Source organism: Bacillus sp. AY2-1 (assembly GCF_008368965.1).
Taxonomy (GTDB): Bacteria; Bacillota; Bacilli; order Bacillales; family Bacillaceae_G; genus Bacillus_A; species Bacillus_A thuringiensis_S.
On record NZ_QPEL01000075.1, the window covers coordinates 40,923 to 58,312 of the forward strand.

Here is a 17,390-nt window from a genome sequence, read left to right on the forward strand (position 1 = left end):
CCGTTATTTATACTAAATATCTTTACGAACAATTGGCATACTCATGCAACGTGGACCCCCACGACCACGAGATAATTCCGAACTTAGCACTTCAATTACTTCTATACCGTGCTCCCGTAATAACGTATTGGATACATAGTTGCGATCATATGTAACAACTACACCTGGTGCGATTGCTAATGTGTTCGAGCCATCATTCCATTGTTCACGAGCAGAAGCAATTACATCTCCTCCTCCACATGGAATAAGAACTAATTCACTTAAGCCTAATACCTCTTTTAATGCTTCCATTAAAGAAGTACGATGTGTAATTTTAAGAGTTTCCTCATCTGATCCTTTTTCTAAAATATAAATATTCATATTCCCTTTTGGCCCTTGAATGGCTGGATGAATTGTAAACTTGTCATAATCAACCATTGTAAATACTGTATCTAAATGCATAAATGCTCGGCATTTTGGAATTTCTATTGCTAACACTTTCTTAATTTTATTTTGTCGGCTAAAGAGATTTTTAGCTAAACGTTCAATTGCTTTAGCTGAAGTACGAGCAGACACTCCAATCGCAATTGTTTCTTCATTTAAAATTAGCTCGTCGCCACCTTCAATTGGAAATTTATAATCACGATCTAACCAGATTGGTACATTATGTTTTGCAAATCTTGGGTGATATTTAATGATGTACTCCATGAATAATGATTCACGTCTACGCGCTGGTTCTCTCATCTTATTTATCGTTAAGCCATCGCCCACGCTAGCTGCTGGATCACGAGTAAAATATAAATTAGGCATTGGATCTAAGTAAAACGGATAATGATCTTCCATTAATTCATATAAATGTGTCTTCTTACTTGTTTCAATTTCGTTTTTCCGTACACCGCCCATAATTTTTTGAATTAATTCTTCATTTGAAAAGGAAAGTAAATATTCTTTTAAAGTTTGATGTGCAACATTTACGTCAGCCTGTCCTTCTTTTAAAATACGATCAACAAATTCTTCTCGAAGTTTTTTATCTACTAACGCCTCAGCGGCTAGTTTTTCTAAATAAAGAACTTCAACACCCCGATTGCGTAACGTTTGTGCAAAATAATCATGCTCTTTTTGAATAATTGGTAAGTATGGAATATCATCAAATAATAATTGCTGCAAATAATCTGGCGTCAAGTTTTCCACTTCTTTACCCGGTCGTTTTAATAAAACCGTTTGTAATTCCCCAATTTCTGAAGTAACATGTATCGGATGTTTCATTTGTTGTACCTCCTTTTAAATATGTTTGATGTCTTACAAGTACATAATAAATGCTCTGCACTTTCATCTTTGTGAAAGCATCCACATTATCATTGTGAAATATTAAACAAGTTATTTTTTTAAAATCATACGAATTTGTATTTTTATAACAAACTCTCTCGCTTTTTCAATAAAAAACACATATATTACGCATATATGTTGAATATTCAACTTCCGTATTTAAACAAAAATCCTGTTTTTAATTTTATTAAAAACAGGATTTTTACATCTAAATAATTAAATTTAATCTTTCTTCTATAATCTCCCTATCTGATTTCGACTGTGAAATTATAAGGCATGTATCATTTCCACATATACACCCTATTTTTTCTTTCCAATCTAACTCATCAAATAAAACACCAATAACATGTGCATTACCAGGTAATGTTTTAATAACCATTAATTGATCTACACAATCAATTTTCACAACAACTTCTCGTAATTTTTTCTTTAACTTTATATCAGTTTGTAAATGCTCTTCTGAGAAAACTTTATATATCATTAATCCTTCTTGAGAAGGTACCTTCGTTAAGTTTAACTCACGAATATCGCGAGAAACCGTAGCTTGTGTTACTAATACATCTTTTTTTGCTAACAATTCTACTAATCTTTCTTGCTTATCTATTTCATACTCCTTTACAAATTGTTTAATTAACCGTTGTCTTTTTTCTTTTTTCATAAAAGACACCCCTTTTAATATTATAGCTCGCTATAATTTTCATCCGAAAGGGAGAGAAAAGAATGTTGCGGAAACGTTCATAGTTTAACTGTAAATATTAAATCAAACTAAATAAAAAAGAGAAGAACAGCATTCTGTTCTTCCTTTTACATTGAAAATCGTTCAATTGTTTGTTTCAAATCAGTTGCTTGCTTCTCTAAATCTTTTAATAATTGATCGATTACTATCATATTTTTAGACTGTTGTAGCGTCACACGCGCCACTTCTTGCGAACCAGCTGACGTTTCTTCAGCAATTGCTGCTACAGCTTTTGTTTGTGCTCCTGTTTGATGAATGTGGCTCACTTGTTCATTCATATAACTACTAATTTGCTGAGTTGCATCGGCTACTTCCATAACACTTGATGACATTTCTTTTAAAATTAATTCCGTAGCTTCCCCACGTTTCGCCTCTTCTTTAGCTATTTTCACTTGTTCTGTCATTTTCATTGCAACTTGTTGTACTTCATCTTGCATATTCCGTAATAACTGAGATATGTTTCTTGCAGAATGATCACTTTCATCAGCAAGTTTACGTACTTCTTCCGCAACAACCGCAAAACCTCTTCCATGCTCTCCTGCGCGAGCTGCCTCAATAGAAGCATTTAGTGCTAATAAATTCGTTTGGCTAGCAATCGCACTCACAACAGACACAATATGTTCTACTTGTTTCATTCGTTCTTCTAACTTCTGTACATTTTGCATTGAATCTTCATTTTCTTTTGCCAATGTTTGAATACCTTGAATTAAAGACGTAAAGACACGAGTACTATGCCCTAAAGCTTGAACCATTTCTGAAGACAACGTATCAGACTGCTTCGCTTTTTCTTCTACTTCACTTGCAATAGACGTCGTTGTATCAACAGCAGAAACAATTGCTTGAATTGATGCTGCTGATTGCTCAGCGCCTGAAGAAATCTCTGCAAGAGTCTCAGATACACCTTGCGCTTGTCTCGTTGCTTCTCCTGTTTGTTTTCTAATCTGCTGTACTTGATTGTTTGTATAAGAAAATGTTGTATCAATATTTTTTACCATGCCCCTTAAGTTTCCTAACATCATATTAAATGCAACACTTAAAGATTTAATTTCATCATCTGTCTTCGGTAATGGAACATCTTCACGAATATCACCCTCAGCTGCTTTTCTTGCCGCTTCCTCTAACTTGCGAAGTGGTTTAATTAAAAATACGGCTGCTCCATATGCTAAAATTCCAGACCATACTACCCCTAATAACATAACGATAATATTATATACAGTTTGACTTACATAACTTTGAAAATAATCGTATATCACGTAAATAAAAAATATACTTGTTGAATATGTAATAAAAGCTAAAACTGTAGTGAATAGCATAAGTTGTGTACGTAATCCAAAAGAAAATGTTTTCCTTTCTTTTTCCATCTTCCCTTTCCCCCTTTTTATAAGCAATATAAATACTACCTATATATTATTATCCATATTTTCATTATAGAAGGATATAGAGATTTTAAAAATATTATTTCTTTGAATATCAAATTGCACGAAAAAAATAAAGGATTCTGACAATTTATGACTAATAACAGAAATACGGGGCAACATTTGTAAAATATATTTTTAACTGGGGGTTTTGTATGATTCAAGTTCGAAATCTAGTAAAATCATTCGGTTCACTTGATGTGTTAAAAGGAATTGATTTAGAAGTAAAAGAAAAAGAAGTTGTTGTTTTAATTGGTGCCAGTGGTTCTGGTAAAAGTACATTACTTCGCTGTCTTAACTTTTTAGAAATGTACGATGAAGGCGAAATTCACTTACAAGGTGAGCGAATTGATCCAAAGCATTCAAATTTAAATAAAGTCCGTGAAAATGTCGGTATGGTTTTTCAGCACTTTAACCTCTTTCCTCATATGACCTCACTAGAAAACATCATAGAAGCACCTATTCATGTAAAAAAATTAGAGAAAGCAAATGCACAGGATATTGGAAATCAACTTCTCCAAAAAGTCGGCCTTCAAGATAAAGCGGATGTAACTCCTCATCTTCTTTCAGGTGGTCAAAAACAGCGCATTGCCATTGCACGAGCTCTTGCAATGAGCCCTAAGATTATGCTATTTGATGAGCCTACCTCAGCTTTAGACCCTGAACTTGTTGGAGAAGTATTGCAAGTTATGAAAGAACTTGCTGAAGAAGGGATGACAATGGTTATTGTTACTCATGAAATGAATTTCGCAAAAGATGTAGCTGATCGCGTCATCTTTATGGACGATGGAAAGATTGTAGAAGATGCTCCGCCAGCACAATTCTTTTCAGCTCCATCACATGAACGAGCGAAACAATTTTTACGCAACGTTTTATAATGTAACTTCTGTTTCAAACGAAAAGGAATACATTCATACGGTGCACAACTAATCATCCAAATAAAATATTTCAATAACATACTAAAAAACCATCCGTATGATCAATATATAGGAGGGGTTTTATGAAAAGAAAACTATTAACCATTGTTGCGAGCATTACACTATGTACATCCTTCATACTAGGAGCTTGTAGCAAAGAAAGTTCTACTACTTCATCAAATGGTGAAAAAGAATTTCGCTATGCGATGAGTGGATTATACAAACCTTTTAACTATAAAGAAAATGACGGCAAACTTGTCGGTTTTGATGTAGAAATCGGTGAAGCTCTTGCTAAAAAGATGAACATGAAGGCTACGCCAGTTACAAACCCATGGGAAACGCTAATTCAAGGTCTTCAAGCGAAGAAATATGATGTAATACTGGGTAGTATGGCAATTACAGAGGAGCGCTTAAAAGCTGTTAGTTTCTCAAATCCGTACTATCGCTCTGGCGCCCAAATTTTTGTAGCTAAAAAGAATACCGCTATCTCTTCTCCAGAAGATTTAAAAGGTAAGAAAATTGGTGTTGTAAAAGCTAGTACCTTTAAAAATCTTGTTGCAAAATATACAGATCAAATCACAGAATATGACAGTGATATTACTGCTCTTATGGATTTAGAGCCTGGGCGTGTTGACGCAGTAATTACGGATCAAATGGTTGGTCTACGTATGATAAAAGAAGGAAAATCGAATATAAAAGAAGCCGGAAAACCATTAAATCTTGATGAAATGGGAATTGCTATTCGCAAAGATAATAAAGAAATGGTTGAGAAAGTAAATAAAGCGTTAGATGAAATCATTAAAGATGGTACGTATGATAAGATCAGTAAAAAATGGTTCGGACGTAATATTCTTGGTGAAGAGGAAAAAACGAAGTAAGTAAGTTAGCCATTCAAAAGATTCATAAACAGTGCCCCACTGATTAAGTGTTCATTTTATGTGGGGCATTTCATTCTCTACTAAAATCTATACAATATGAGGTGAAACGCATGTTTGAAATTTTTATCTCTTCCTATCCCACACTCTTAAAAGCTACTATTGTCACATTACAATTAACATTAACTTCCCTAGTACTCGGTTCATTAATTGGATTATTATTCGCTTTCTTTCGAATCTCTAACAATAAAGTTTTAAATAGTATCGCTCATGTCTACATTGCTATTATTCGTGGTACACCTTTAATTGTTCAAATTGCCATTCTCTATTTTGGAATTACATCTGTTGTTGTTTTCACCCCTTTTTGGGCAGGAGCAATCGCTTTAGCAATTCATAACGGTGCATATATTACGGAAATTTTCCGTGGATCTATTCAATCCGTTGACCGAGGACAATTAGAAGCAGCTCGCTCTTTAGGCATGCCTTATCCTTTAGCTATGCGACGAATTATATTACCACAAGCATTTCGTCTGTCTCTTCCTCCTCTAGGAAACCAATTTATTATCGGATTAAAAGATTCTTCACTTGTTGCTTATGTAGGAATGTCCGAATTATGGGGATCGGGTTTATCAATTGCAGCAGGTAACTTCCAACAATTAGATACTTACATAATCGTTGGTGCATACTATCTCGTACTTGTTCTTCTATTTACTTATTTTGTTAATCTTTTAGAAAAACGATTACAACGAAAAGAAACTAACTCCTTCCAAGTCAATAAAAAGAACAAAAAGGAAGTTTCTTTATAAGAAAAAGCAAGCCTGAGATGGCTTGCTTTTTCACTGCAAAAATATATTAATTTTTACTGATTTATTTTTTTAATACTCTCTTTTTCTTCTATATGTTCCTCACGATATGAAATATTATGAGGGTCTAAGCCATTTCCTAAAGAACCGTAGAAATGCTCTCTATGCGGATCAACTAATTCACTTCCGTGATAATACACACGTGGTGTATTCCAAAGTGCTGCCAATGCTTTTGTCATCGGCATTTCGTGATAACGTTCCGGCCACATTTCTTTAATCTTCTCTTTTACTAACGGATAGTATTTAGAGCTCATAGCAGGGAACAGATGATGTTCTGTATGATATGAGAAATTGAAATGCAAAACGTCTACCCAGCGCGGCACTGTTACTGATAAGCAGTTTGCTAACGGATCATTTACTGGAACAATTGGATTTAAGCGGTGATTTGTTGCGATATATGCCATTACAATAAAGTTAGCAATTAACAACGGAATGACATATGCAAATAACCATTTTCCAGGTCCCATAATAAACAATAAACTAATCCAAACTGTCCAAGGCAAAAGAAGTTGAAGCCATACAGATTTTTGATTGGATGACTTGAACTCTTTTATAAAATGAAAGAACATTCGAGTCGAATGCAATGTAAATTGAATTGTTAGTGACAGAAAACTAAAGAATGAACGTACATGTAGAGGCATACGATATACCCAACTCAAAAACTTACTCTTCTTAAGTTTCTCAAGTGTCGGCCATGCATCCGGATCATTCTCTTCATGCTGTGTATGAACATGATGCGTTGCATTATGCCACTTTCTCCAAAGCTTTGGCCCTGTTGATAATGGCATAAATGCAATCGCTCCTAAGAAGTCACGAAGCCATGCCTTTCTTACAACAGTTCCATGTAAAATTTCATGCCCTAAAAATCCTAGTGAAGCAAAACATAATCCAAGAACAATCGCAATTCCTAGATTCGCCCACACATTCAATTCAAATACACCAATCGATATTAATCCCGACAATGCCACAAGCAAATAAGCCAATCCACCAAATAAACGAGTAGGCACTGGTTTAAATGCTTTTTTCGGCAAATGTGGTGATACACGTGCTGCATACCACCCAAATGTATGAAGCTCCTTCATCCTTTTGCCCCTTTCTTATGCCGCGCCTTGCGCAACTTACATATATCAATTCTTGCTTCCAGATTGATTTTACTAAATGATCCAAAAAGCATGTATTATAAGGAAAATATACTCACTCTATCGTCACTTATTTTTCGCTTTTATTATCAATGAAAAACATTTCTCTTTTTACTCTCTATCAACCTTTCCACATGATGAATCATAACAATAGAATTTCTATATTGTCAACAACTTTTATGACCTAGTAATAAAAGTTGGTTATATTTTTATAATCATACTTTATTTCACTAAAGAAAATGTATAGATTCCATAAGGATTTACCCACTATCTATAGACATTTTCTTAAACGCCATAGACCCTATCTCATTCAATAAATCTCTATGTAATCAACAAACAGAATCACTTGAATTTAGTTTTATATAAATCCTACTTCTTCATAATGCCCCACCTAATTAATTATATTAAAATAATTTATAACCTCTTTTAATAAAAATAGACTTCTTCTAAAACAACACACATGAATTTCATATAATATGGAAATATTAAAAGGAAAATTGTTCTAAAATCAGGAGGTTTCAGCAATGACAAGTGATACATTTCCACAACTGCCGCTATCTTATTGGATTGAATCTGCTCAGTTTCCTACTTTCCCTCGTTTATCCGAAAATATAAAGGCGAAAGTTGCTATTATCGGTGCTGGTATTACAGGTATTACTACTGCCTATTTACTTGCAAAAGAAGGCATCGATGTTGTTTTAATTGATTCTGGTCGTATTTTAAACGGGACGACTGGGCATACAACAGCGAAAGTAACAGCACAACATGATCTTATTTATGATGAATTAATAAATCACTTCGGTGTAGAAAAGGCCGGGCTTTACTATGAATCAAATAATCAGGCTCTACAATTCATAAACGAAACTGTTCAAACATATAAAATCGACTGTAATTTCTCAAATGAAGATTCATATTTATATACAACTACTGATAACGGATTAAGAAATTTATCGAAAGAATATGAAGCTTATCAAAAATTAAATATACCTTGTGATTATGTTCAATCTCTATCGATTCCTATTCCAGTACAATCTGCACTTGTCATGAAAAATCAAGCACAATTCCATCCCCTTCTTTATTTAAAAACACTTTTAGAAAAGTTTGTGGAGATGGGTGGAAAGGTCTACGAACAAACAACAGCTATGGATGTGGAAAAGGGAGATTATCCACAAATAATTACAAAAGAGGGCCATCATATCACTTGTGAATATGTTGTCTCTTGTTCACATTTTCCTTTTTATGATGCGAATAGCTTTTTCTTTACGCGAATGTACGCAGAACGCTCCTACGCTCTTGCAATAAAAGCCAAAACAGATTATCCAGGTGGCATGTATTTAAGTATTGATGATCCAAAGCGCTCCTTACGCTATATAACAAACAATGGAGAGAAATTAATTTTAATTGGCGGAGAAAGTCATAAAACAGGACAAGGAATAAATACGATGCTTCATTATGAAGCACTCTATTCTTTTGCTGAAGCAACTTTTGGAATAGACGAGGTTCCTTATAGATGGTCAGCACAAGATTTAATCACTCTAGATAAGCTTCCTTATATCGGACATATTAACGAAAGAAATCCAAATATATTTGTTGCAACTGGATATCGCAAATGGGGAATGACAACTGGAACTGCTGCCGCTCAGCTACTGAAGGACTCCATCCTAAAAGTCCACAGTCCCTATAAAGAACTGTATGCACCATCACGCTTCCATGCAAATCCAGATATAAAAACGTTCCTCTCCCAGAACATTGATGTTGCGAAACATTTAATTGAAGGAAAGATCGAAACCGCATTACGTAAGCCAGAAGATCTCGAAGTTGGTGAAGGATCTGTCGTACATGTTAACGGTAAACGAGCAGGTGCTTATAAGGACAAAGAAGGAAAATTACATATCGTCGATACAACTTGTACACATCTCGGCTGTGAAGTTGAATGGAATAATGGTGATTGTACCTGGGATTGTCCTTGCCATGGTTCTCGTTTTTCAATTGAAGGAGACGTTCTTGAAGGTCCAGCAGATCAACCGTTAAAACGAGTTGATAATGAGTGAACAAATAAAGAAGTTCAACCTGTTTAAAATCTAAATTAGATAAACCGTTAAAACGAGTTGATAATGAGTGAACAAATAAAGAAGTTCAACATAATTACTGTTGAACTTCTTTATTTGTTATAAAACCTTTTCAGATAAATTTCAACACAGGGAGGAAAATATTAACATTAAATGAAATAATATATTCATCTACAAATTAAAAAGGGGGGGAATATTATGCAACCTTCAGCTCCACCTCATCTAGAATCTACAGAAACTATCTTTTCAAGCTCTATTACAAAACTTGTTGTTTTTATTTGTTGGCTAGCCATTTTAGCTGATGGATATGATTTAGGTATTTACGGTGCCGTTCTACCAAAGCTCCTAGAAGACAAAAGCTGGGCGCTATCACCATCGCACGCTGGCACAATTGCAAGCTATGCTTTATTTGGGATGTTTATTGGGGCTATTCTAGTTGGAACGATTACAGATCTAATTGGACGTAAATGGACGCTTATATGCTGTTTAGCACTTTTTTCTATCACAATGGGTTTAGCGGCTATCGCTCCTTCTCCTGAGTTATTTGGATTATCTCGATTTATAGGAGGAATCGGATTAGGCGGTGTTATCCCAACAGCTTCAGCACTTACTGTTGAATATTCACCCAAAAAAAGGCAATCTTTTATTTATGCTCTTATGTTTACTGGCTATCCTTTAGGTATCGTGTTAGGTGCTATTTTGTCTATATTTATGTTAGAAGATTTCGGATGGAGAATTATGTTTGGTATCGGAATGATTCCACTACTCCTCATTCCTTTCATTATTCGCTATTTACCTGAGTCCATTCAATTTTTATTATCACGTAATCGCCAAGAAGAAGTGAACCAAATTCTTAATCGTTTTCCAATTGAATTTCATGTGAAAAATAAAACTCATCAAGCTCCATCTACTATACAAAAGAAAAATGGATTTACTACGTTATTCTCAAAAGAATACATAAAAGCAACGCTACTTTTTTGGATCACTTATATAATGGGAATGTTTTTAATATACGGTTTAAACACTTGGTTACCACAGATGATGCGCCAGGCAGGATATCCTCTTGGGTCTAGTCTGTCATTTCTACTTATGCTAAATATTACCGCAGCTATCGGCGCATTATTCGCTGGAGCAATTGCTGATCGTATAGGAGCAAAAATTGTTATTAGCATCTCTTATCTTATGGCAGCTATATGTATCGGACTATTAACAATCAAACCATCTGTTACAATCATTTATCTTTTAATTGGCCTTGCTGGTATTGGATCAGTCGGTATTACTCAAATATTAAATGCATATGTAACACAATACTTCCCATCACATATCCGAGCTACCTCCTTAGGCTGGGGACTGGGGCTTGGCCGAGTTGGTGCAATTGCTGGCCCAATTCTTGTCGGTATTATTATGACAATGCAATATGACTTAGCATGGAATTTTTACTTATTCTCCTTTGCAGGTCTTATCGCAGCTATATCTGTTTTCTTCATTCCTACAAAATAAAAAGGGCACAAACTTACTTGTGCTCTTTTTCATATGCTTCAAACAACATATCTCGAAACAATGTATTTAAACTCTCAATATCGATTCCTGATCCCTTTTCAATTCCTTTTACATATTCCTGATAGTAATGAATTTGTTCTTCTAAAAATTGATTTAGCACCTTAATTTTCAATCCAACATCTAATTCAGTACCTGCTTTTTTCTTTATTAACAACTTTTCAATTTCATCTAATACGCTACGTTCTAATGATAATTCTGTAATCAATCGATCAAACTCTACAGGAGGTAAAGTTGCTTTCTCTTCTAGCCACTTACAAGCTAAAATGGGACGTAATACGTAAAAGTACTTTTTCAGCTTTACATTCTCACCTTGCAAAAATTCACGATAATTTTTCGACGCCATATGTAAATAGTGATATATCGTTGCTTTTGGATCAAAATTCTTCTCACTCATCTGTTGAAGTAGTTCTGGAAAATTAGAGTTTTTCGAATAAAAAATTGGTGATCGAATCCACTCAAGTAAAGCTGGATTCGACTTCGCGAATAGTTGCAATGCCTTTTTAATATCCCAACCACTTATATCTAAATCATCGCTAATTGGATATTCAATTACATCTCGTTTATCATGAATTGATAAATACCATTCTACTGGATGTATATAAATAAACCTAACATCATAATCGCTATCTTTTGATGGAAACCCCCAAGCACGACTCCCTGATTCCACCGCAAATAAAATTTTCACATCATTCTCTTTTTCAATTCTTTCTAACTCCAACTCGATTTTCTCTCTCATTTCATAACAACTCCATTTTTTGATTATTTCCTTGGAAATTCGACAATACACTATTAATTTTACTACATACTAAAAAAACTGTCAGAAATTACTGACAGCCTAATGAAACGTCTATTGTTGCTTTTCAATTACAGTAGCAGCAATTCGTTCAAACTCTTTTTGAATCTCCTCTTTATATGCATCTACTATTGAAAAATCCATAGCAGCAATATAAATTCGTTCTAATTTATCACGAACCGATTTTGCTTTCGCTAAGAAAGACATCGCCTCATTCATTTTTGCTTTATACTGAATGGAGACATCACGAATTTCCTTCGCATATTTCTCATCCGTCCCTGGCGTAACAATAAGGGCATACATATCAATAATTTCATCACCCTCGCGACTTGGAAAATATTCATGTGGTGCGGTACTATCAAAAATTGCAAATCCTAATTCTCTTACGATAACCATATCAAGACTATTCGGGTCAAATCCGCAATGATATACTTCAACTTCAAACCCTTTTTCTTCAGCTGCCTTAGCTAACTTTTTGAGCATCGTTGATTTTCCAGAGCCTGGGCGCCCTTTTATAAAATAACGATGTGGTAACCCTTCTGTTAAATTAGGAACAAAATCAACTGCTCCTTTCGGTGTAGCAGCTCCTAAAAAACGATGTTTTACAAGCGATTGTCTCCCGCTTTTATCTGCAAATAATTTCTGGATTAGCTGATCGGTTAGTTCATTTGCTTTATTAAAATCTATATTATCAATATATATCTTCTCCCACTCATCATGTATAACCAATGCCTCTTTAAAATGTGCGTAAGCAGACTGAAAAGCTTTGCTTGCTTCTGAAACAAATCTTTCAATTTCTAACTTCTGCTTTCTTAGTTTATTTGAGTCCCAAGCAATTCCTAAATTTATATATTCTTCAACAACTCCTGGCATTTTTGGCTCAATAACATGCGGCGATGTCCCATCAACAATTCCTACTTTTAATTTTGGGATAATTACACCATCAACCGATTTATTGTCAGAAGAACAATGTAAAAATTCAATATCATATCCTTTTTCAACCCATTCCCGACCTATTGCCTTTATTAAAGAAGATTTTCCCGTTCCTGGGCCACCCTTTAAGATAAATAATCTGTCTAATCCTTTTAAATTCTCTTCGTATAAATTGTGAAATCCCCTAGCTGTATTACCACCAGCATAATAATTCAATACATTTCCTGTCACTGCACTCACTCCTTCGCAGCATTCTATTTACATAAGCTACAATATGCGAGCAGCTTTATTTGGGTGAATACCTATTTTGTATTGCACGAAAAAAGGAAATGAATTACAATTTAACTATCGGAAAATTCCGATTTCAAAATTAAATACTTCTTTATCAAGAGAGGCAGAGGGACCGGCCCTTTGAAGCCCAGCAACCTCAGTTTATACAAACTGAATAGGTGCTAATTCCTGCAAAATGCATTGCATTTTGGAAGATAAAACTCAACTAGCATGTAAAGCTCATCTTTCTTGATACTGAAGGATGAGCTTTTTATTATTTGAAAAACATATATTGGAGGTATGTAAAATGAAAGTAATTGATCTATCGCAAACATTTGAAAATAATATGTCTCAATTTCCTGGAACACCTAAAATACAACTAGAAGCTGTTACAAGTGTTGAAGAATCAGGCTATCAAGTTACAGATTTTCATTCTGTCGTTCATGTTGGCACGCATTGTGATGCCCCTGCGCATTTTATTTCAGGCGCAACGACCATCGATCAATTACCGCTGGATCAATTTGTAGGTGAAGCTGTTCTTATAGATGTAACACATATTCAAGAGCGAAAATTACCTAAGGCAGTATTGCATAATACTGACATAAAAGAAGGTGATATTGTTATTTTTCATTCTAATCTATCCACCAAATGGAATACAGAAGCTTATGAGAAAGAAGCATTTTATCTTTCTGAAGAATTAGCTGAAGAATTAGTTCAATTAAAAGTAAAATCTATCGGTTTAGATTTCATTTCTCCTGATGAAGTCACAACAGAAACATCACCGATTCATCACATATTACTAGGGAATAATATTTATTTAATTGAAAACTTAACAAATCTAGATGCTATCAAAGCAAAACGTTTCTTTTTCTCAGCAGCACCTTTAAAAATTAAAAATAGTGACGGTGCTTTCGCAAGAGCATTTGCTGTTATATTTTAAACACAACCTATAAAGTGAACCTTTAATCAGTGGAGGTTTTGTTCATCCCACACCTAACTTCTTTGCTTCCGCTGAATTTTGAAGTGGGGGTCTTACGGCCCGGCAAATAGCGGGATTAAAAAAAGCAAAGGCCACTACTGGTCTTTGCTTCTATATTTTCTATTTAAATTAAGAAAGAATTGTTCCACACGAGGACGCACCCAAGCTAAACAATCTATCTCTTTCTTCTTTGTGCAAGCTATCTCTTCTCCATCTACCATTTCAACAAGTTCTAGTTCTAACAGTTGCCTCGTGAATGCTAACATATTCACTTCTTCAGATGGATACTCTTCTTTTAATTTCTCCTCAATTTCTCCCAATAAAAAACCGTCACGCATCATTGCCAATGCATCAATCCAAAGTGGCGGCATTTCATATTTTTCTCCTGTAATTGTATCTTTTACAATATAATTCTTTTGCTCTTTTCGAAATTGAATCGTGTGTAAACATACAGTCGAATTTAATGTTAATTCCATCATACCACCTCTTTCATAATATCTGCATAGAAAAAAGGATGCGCGTGCACCCCTTCTTATCTTTTCATAACACTACTGAACCGTTACATGAGCAATCAATCTCATGTCGATATTTTCCTCCATTATAAACGAAGTATTTTATAAAAAAAACCCTTCTTGAAACATTTTATAAAATGTTTATATTTACACAACAAGAACACTTTTCTGAAAAATCTTTTCTCCCAATACATTAAACGGTCGGCAGAAAAATTTCTACTTTCGTTCCTACTCCTAGACTACTTTGGATCGTGATACTCCCTTGATGTTCCTTAATAATTTTATATGTAATCATTAATCCAAGTCCTGTACCAGTCTCCTTTGTTGTGTAAAACGCCTTGCCAATTTTTTCTAATTTTTCATTCTCTATACCAAATCCTTGGTCTTCAACAGAAATACACAAATGTCCTTGCGTTTTTTGATATGCACGGATATGAATTTCTCCGCCCTCTGGCATTGATTCTATTCCATTTTTAATGATATTTAATAACACTTGTTTTAATTGCTTATCATCACCGTTTATAGCCGGTAAATTCCCATCTACTTGTAAATGACATTTAACTCTATATTGCGTTGCATAACTTTCCATTAGATGCACAACATATAGAAGGATGTCTCGTATATTACACCTTTCATAATTTGTTGGCTTTGGTTTTCCTAACAACATCAATTCACTAACAAATCCATTAATTCTTTCAATTTCTTGTAGCATAATGTCGTAGCTCATCGTATCAGTTGGATTTCTTTCTTTTTGCATTTGCGTAAACCCTTTTAACGCTGTTAGCGGATTTCGAATTTCATGGGCAATTGTTGTAGACATAGTTCCAATCACAGCTAAATTTTCCGTCTCTTTCATATTGTTCATCATTTCAACCACTGTTCTTACATAAGATTGAAACCGTTTTAATAAAGAATGTGAAATAATGAAATAGAATATACATAAAACAAGTGGAATTACCACTTTTAAATCTTGTAATAGCAATGTGAAAAATACGTACTTTCCAATTACACTAAAGGAAACTAAATAAAAGTATTTTCTATTCACGAAAACTGGGGCAAATAAAATTAATAACATTTCTACCATACTACCATGTTCAAAAGGTCTATCCGTTCGCAAATAAATCATTAAATTATTAACAAGATTGATAAACATGTACCCAAATAAAAATAAATATTTTACAGAATATACATACCCTCTTTTTTGAAGGTATATAGAAATAGGAAATATTGCTATTACAAATATAGGCACACCTATCCCAAGACTACCTTCTGGCCAACCTACCGCTGTTCCACTAATATTCATAGCAGGATACACAAAATAATATATAGCGTCATATAAAAAGAATATAATATAGAATAATAATATAAATACCTTTAAGGCTCTTCTTTCTTCATAAATCAAGCTCTTGTATTTGTTCATATAAAAACTCCCCTTGATCGATACAAAAAACTTTCATTGTTATCTCCTTAAAGTATAAGTATGAAATTGCTTTCAGGGCAATATTTAACCTTATAATACTAAAAGGAAGGAGATCTCTCCTTCCTTTTGGTAACAAATTACACCCATCTTACCCTGTCATGTAACAATCCATCAGTAAAATTATTATGCCCCATTACAAAATCCTTCATATATAAATTTAAATACTCACCGTACTTACTTTCTGTATTTAATAACAACTCCTCGACGTAATAAGCACCTTGTTCAAATCGATCTAAAAGTAAACTGGACAAGCCCGCATAAATCCCGCACCCTACCTGAAAATACGTTGCATTCGTTTTATATTTACGAAAAACTTGGCTACTATTCATCACATTATACATATATGTCTCACTATTTTCATAAACGAGTAACACACCGACCAAGTCCTCTCCAGCAACCTCTTCTTCCGCTGGATTAAACACTTTACGATTCCAGTTCCATAAATCTTCTACTTGGTCTAAATTCTGTCTAATTATATTTGTTGTATACTCATTAATTCGGTAAAGAAAACCAACTTCCATATTAAAGTTTTTCCCTAAAATTAATACTTCCTCATGTGGCATTAAACAACCATAGAATTCTTTTTCTCCCAACTTCACTTTATACTCTGAAGCATATACATCTTCATAAAAGTAAAGAGGGCGATGTTGACTCATATACATCGGATAACTCCAGATTGCTTCATCTAAAAATCGCTCTACTGCCCATGAAGCATAAAGTGTATGTGGCTTTATAAGCGCTGTATCATTCAAAAACGACGTGTCATGTTCTACAATATAACATGCTCTTGGCCTTTCATTTGGTCGTTCCTTCATAAGTTCAACAACCATCCATTGAACAACACCTGGATTCATACCTGAACCTATAATCGCTTTTGTATTTGTAAATTTCTCTTTCTCCTTCTCAAACCTTGTATATCTTTCCGTAAGCTGAAAGCCGATTAAGCTATCGTCCTGATCTACGGCCTCATTTTCCAAGGCTGAATTAATATAACAAATTCCTAGTTCATTACAGCAGCTTAATACTCTAATTGTATCTGCTCCTGAAACATCAATCACAACACTCGTTCTTTTTTCTTTTAAATGTTGTTTAAATTCCACTACATTTTGAAGGTTTATTTCATATAAATATAAGCGACCTTTCAAATTCGAAAACAACTCATCATAATAAGTCCTATCTTTTTGTTTTATATCCACCAAATGAAATTTGGCATTCTTTAATACTTCATAAATTGGATCTTTTTCATTTGCTATCGCTTGATTTAAAATTGCTAAAACTGCTTTTGCTGCTCCACCAGCACTACCAAGCAATGTAATTGATAACGAATTCGGAAACTGCTCCACAAACAAAACCCCTTTAATAAATTAGTTGAGCAGCTCCTCCTCAAAAAATAAATTGAATACATAAAAAGATAGCTCGTACATATTTCTTTATAAAGTAGTGCAAAATTATTTTTAAAAAGATCACACTATAATATATTTATATTCAATTCATTTTTCCCCTCATATCCAAATTAAACTAAATAAATAGGCTCGACCTTTTCT

The 17,390-nt window shown here is 34.1% G+C and carries 14 protein-coding genes, 2 pseudogenes and 1 riboswitch; of the genes and pseudogenes, 6 read left to right on the plus strand and 10 right to left on the minus strand.

Annotation, left to right across the window (positions count from 1 at the left end; genetic code table 11):
• Positions 1–12: 12 nt before the first annotated feature.
• From arcA to DN403_RS32320, 4 genes and pseudogenes are all read right to left on the minus strand, one after another.
• Positions 13–1,245, minus strand: coding sequence for an arginine deiminase (gene arcA, locus DN403_RS18510; RefSeq protein ID WP_000682331.1), 1,233 nt, complete (start codon positions 1,243–1,245; stop codon positions 13–15).
• A 268-nt stretch (positions 1,246–1,513) separates the two neighbouring features.
• Positions 1,514–1,963 carry an arginine repressor gene (gene argR / locus DN403_RS18515; RefSeq protein ID WP_000711826.1) on the minus strand — a complete coding sequence of 150 codons (450 nt, stop codon included), beginning with the start codon at positions 1,961–1,963 and terminating at the stop codon, positions 1,514–1,516.
• A 146-nt stretch (positions 1,964–2,109) separates the two neighbouring features.
• Positions 2,110–2,682, minus strand: a pseudogene (locus tag DN403_RS32315) (methyl-accepting chemotaxis protein); the annotation flags it as partial.
• Positions 2,683–3,051: 369 nt separating this feature from the next.
• Positions 3,052–3,402 (minus strand): annotated as a pseudogene (locus DN403_RS32320) (HAMP domain-containing protein); the annotation flags it as partial.
• 209 nt (positions 3,403–3,611) lie between these two features.
• Between DN403_RS32320 and DN403_RS18525 the strand changes: the two are divergent.
• The 3 genes from DN403_RS18525 to DN403_RS18535 all read left to right on the plus strand — a co-directional run bounded on the left by DN403_RS18525 (position 3,612) and on the right by DN403_RS18535 (position 6,054).
• Complete coding sequence (locus DN403_RS18525; RefSeq protein ID WP_000616926.1) at positions 3,612–4,334, plus strand: amino acid ABC transporter ATP-binding protein; 723 nt, start codon at positions 3,612–3,614, stop codon at positions 4,332–4,334.
• 122 nt (positions 4,335–4,456) lie between these two features.
• Positions 4,457–5,251 (plus strand): ABC transporter substrate-binding protein, encoded by a 795-nt coding sequence (locus DN403_RS18530; RefSeq protein WP_000823756.1) that lies wholly within the window; start codon positions 4,457–4,459, stop codon positions 5,249–5,251.
• A gap of 47 nt (positions 5,252–5,298) precedes the next feature.
• Positions 5,299–6,054 carry an amino acid ABC transporter permease gene (locus DN403_RS18535; protein ID WP_003255986.1) on the plus strand — a complete coding sequence of 252 codons (756 nt, stop codon included), beginning with the start codon at positions 5,299–5,301 and terminating at the stop codon, positions 6,052–6,054.
• A gap of 53 nt (positions 6,055–6,107) precedes the next feature.
• On the opposite strand, the gene desB is transcribed toward DN403_RS18535, so the two are convergent.
• Entirely contained in the window at positions 6,108–7,193 is a 1,086-nt protein-coding gene (desB, locus tag DN403_RS18540) for a Delta(10) desaturase DesB (protein WP_000661228.1), read from the minus strand.
• 581 nt (positions 7,194–7,774) lie between these two features.
• On the opposite strand from desB, the gene DN403_RS18545 reads away from it, so the two are divergent.
• The gene (locus DN403_RS18545; protein WP_149185671.1) at positions 7,775–9,301 is read left to right on the plus strand and encodes an FAD-dependent oxidoreductase; all 1,527 of its coding nucleotides are present in this window, start codon (positions 7,775–7,777) and stop codon (positions 9,299–9,301) included.
• A gap of 216 nt (positions 9,302–9,517) precedes the next feature.
• Positions 9,518–10,819 (plus strand): MFS transporter, encoded by a 1,302-nt coding sequence (locus DN403_RS18550; protein ID WP_001183099.1) that lies wholly within the window; start codon positions 9,518–9,520, stop codon positions 10,817–10,819.
• 13 nt (positions 10,820–10,832) lie between these two features.
• Here DN403_RS18550 and DN403_RS18555 read toward each other — a convergent pair whose 3' ends face one another.
• Positions 10,833–11,615: a nucleotidyltransferase domain-containing protein gene (locus DN403_RS18555; protein ID WP_127725558.1), complete on the minus strand. Its 783-nt coding sequence runs from the start codon at positions 11,613–11,615 to the stop codon at positions 10,833–10,835.
• A gap of 111 nt (positions 11,616–11,726) precedes the next feature.
• Positions 11,727–12,836: a PRK06851 family protein gene (locus tag DN403_RS18560; protein WP_000147472.1), complete on the minus strand. Its 1,110-nt coding sequence runs from the start codon at positions 12,834–12,836 to the stop codon at positions 11,727–11,729.
• A gap of 148 nt (positions 12,837–12,984) precedes the next feature.
• Positions 12,985–13,097: riboswitch (SAM riboswitch) on the plus strand.
• 85 nt (positions 13,098–13,182) lie between these two features.
• Between DN403_RS18560 and DN403_RS18565 the strand changes: the two genes are divergently transcribed.
• Positions 13,183–13,815, plus strand: coding sequence for a cyclase family protein (locus DN403_RS18565; protein WP_149185672.1), 633 nt, complete (start codon positions 13,183–13,185; stop codon positions 13,813–13,815).
• A 134-nt stretch (positions 13,816–13,949) separates the two neighbouring features.
• Here the strand turns inward: DN403_RS18565 and DN403_RS18570 are convergent, their stop codons facing one another.
• The 3 genes from DN403_RS18570 to DN403_RS18580 form a co-directional block, all read right to left on the minus strand.
• Positions 13,950–14,330: a hypothetical protein gene (locus DN403_RS18570; RefSeq protein ID WP_000424116.1), complete on the minus strand. Its 381-nt coding sequence runs from the start codon at positions 14,328–14,330 to the stop codon at positions 13,950–13,952.
• A 229-nt stretch (positions 14,331–14,559) separates the two neighbouring features.
• Complete coding sequence (locus DN403_RS18575) at positions 14,560–15,786, minus strand: ATP-binding protein (protein WP_149185673.1); 1,227 nt, start codon at positions 15,784–15,786, stop codon at positions 14,560–14,562.
• A gap of 137 nt (positions 15,787–15,923) precedes the next feature.
• Positions 15,924–17,189, minus strand: a complete 1,266-nt coding sequence (locus tag DN403_RS18580; RefSeq protein ID WP_000434727.1) for a hypothetical protein — start codon at positions 17,187–17,189, stop codon at positions 15,924–15,926.
• Positions 17,190–17,390 lie beyond the last annotated feature (201 nt).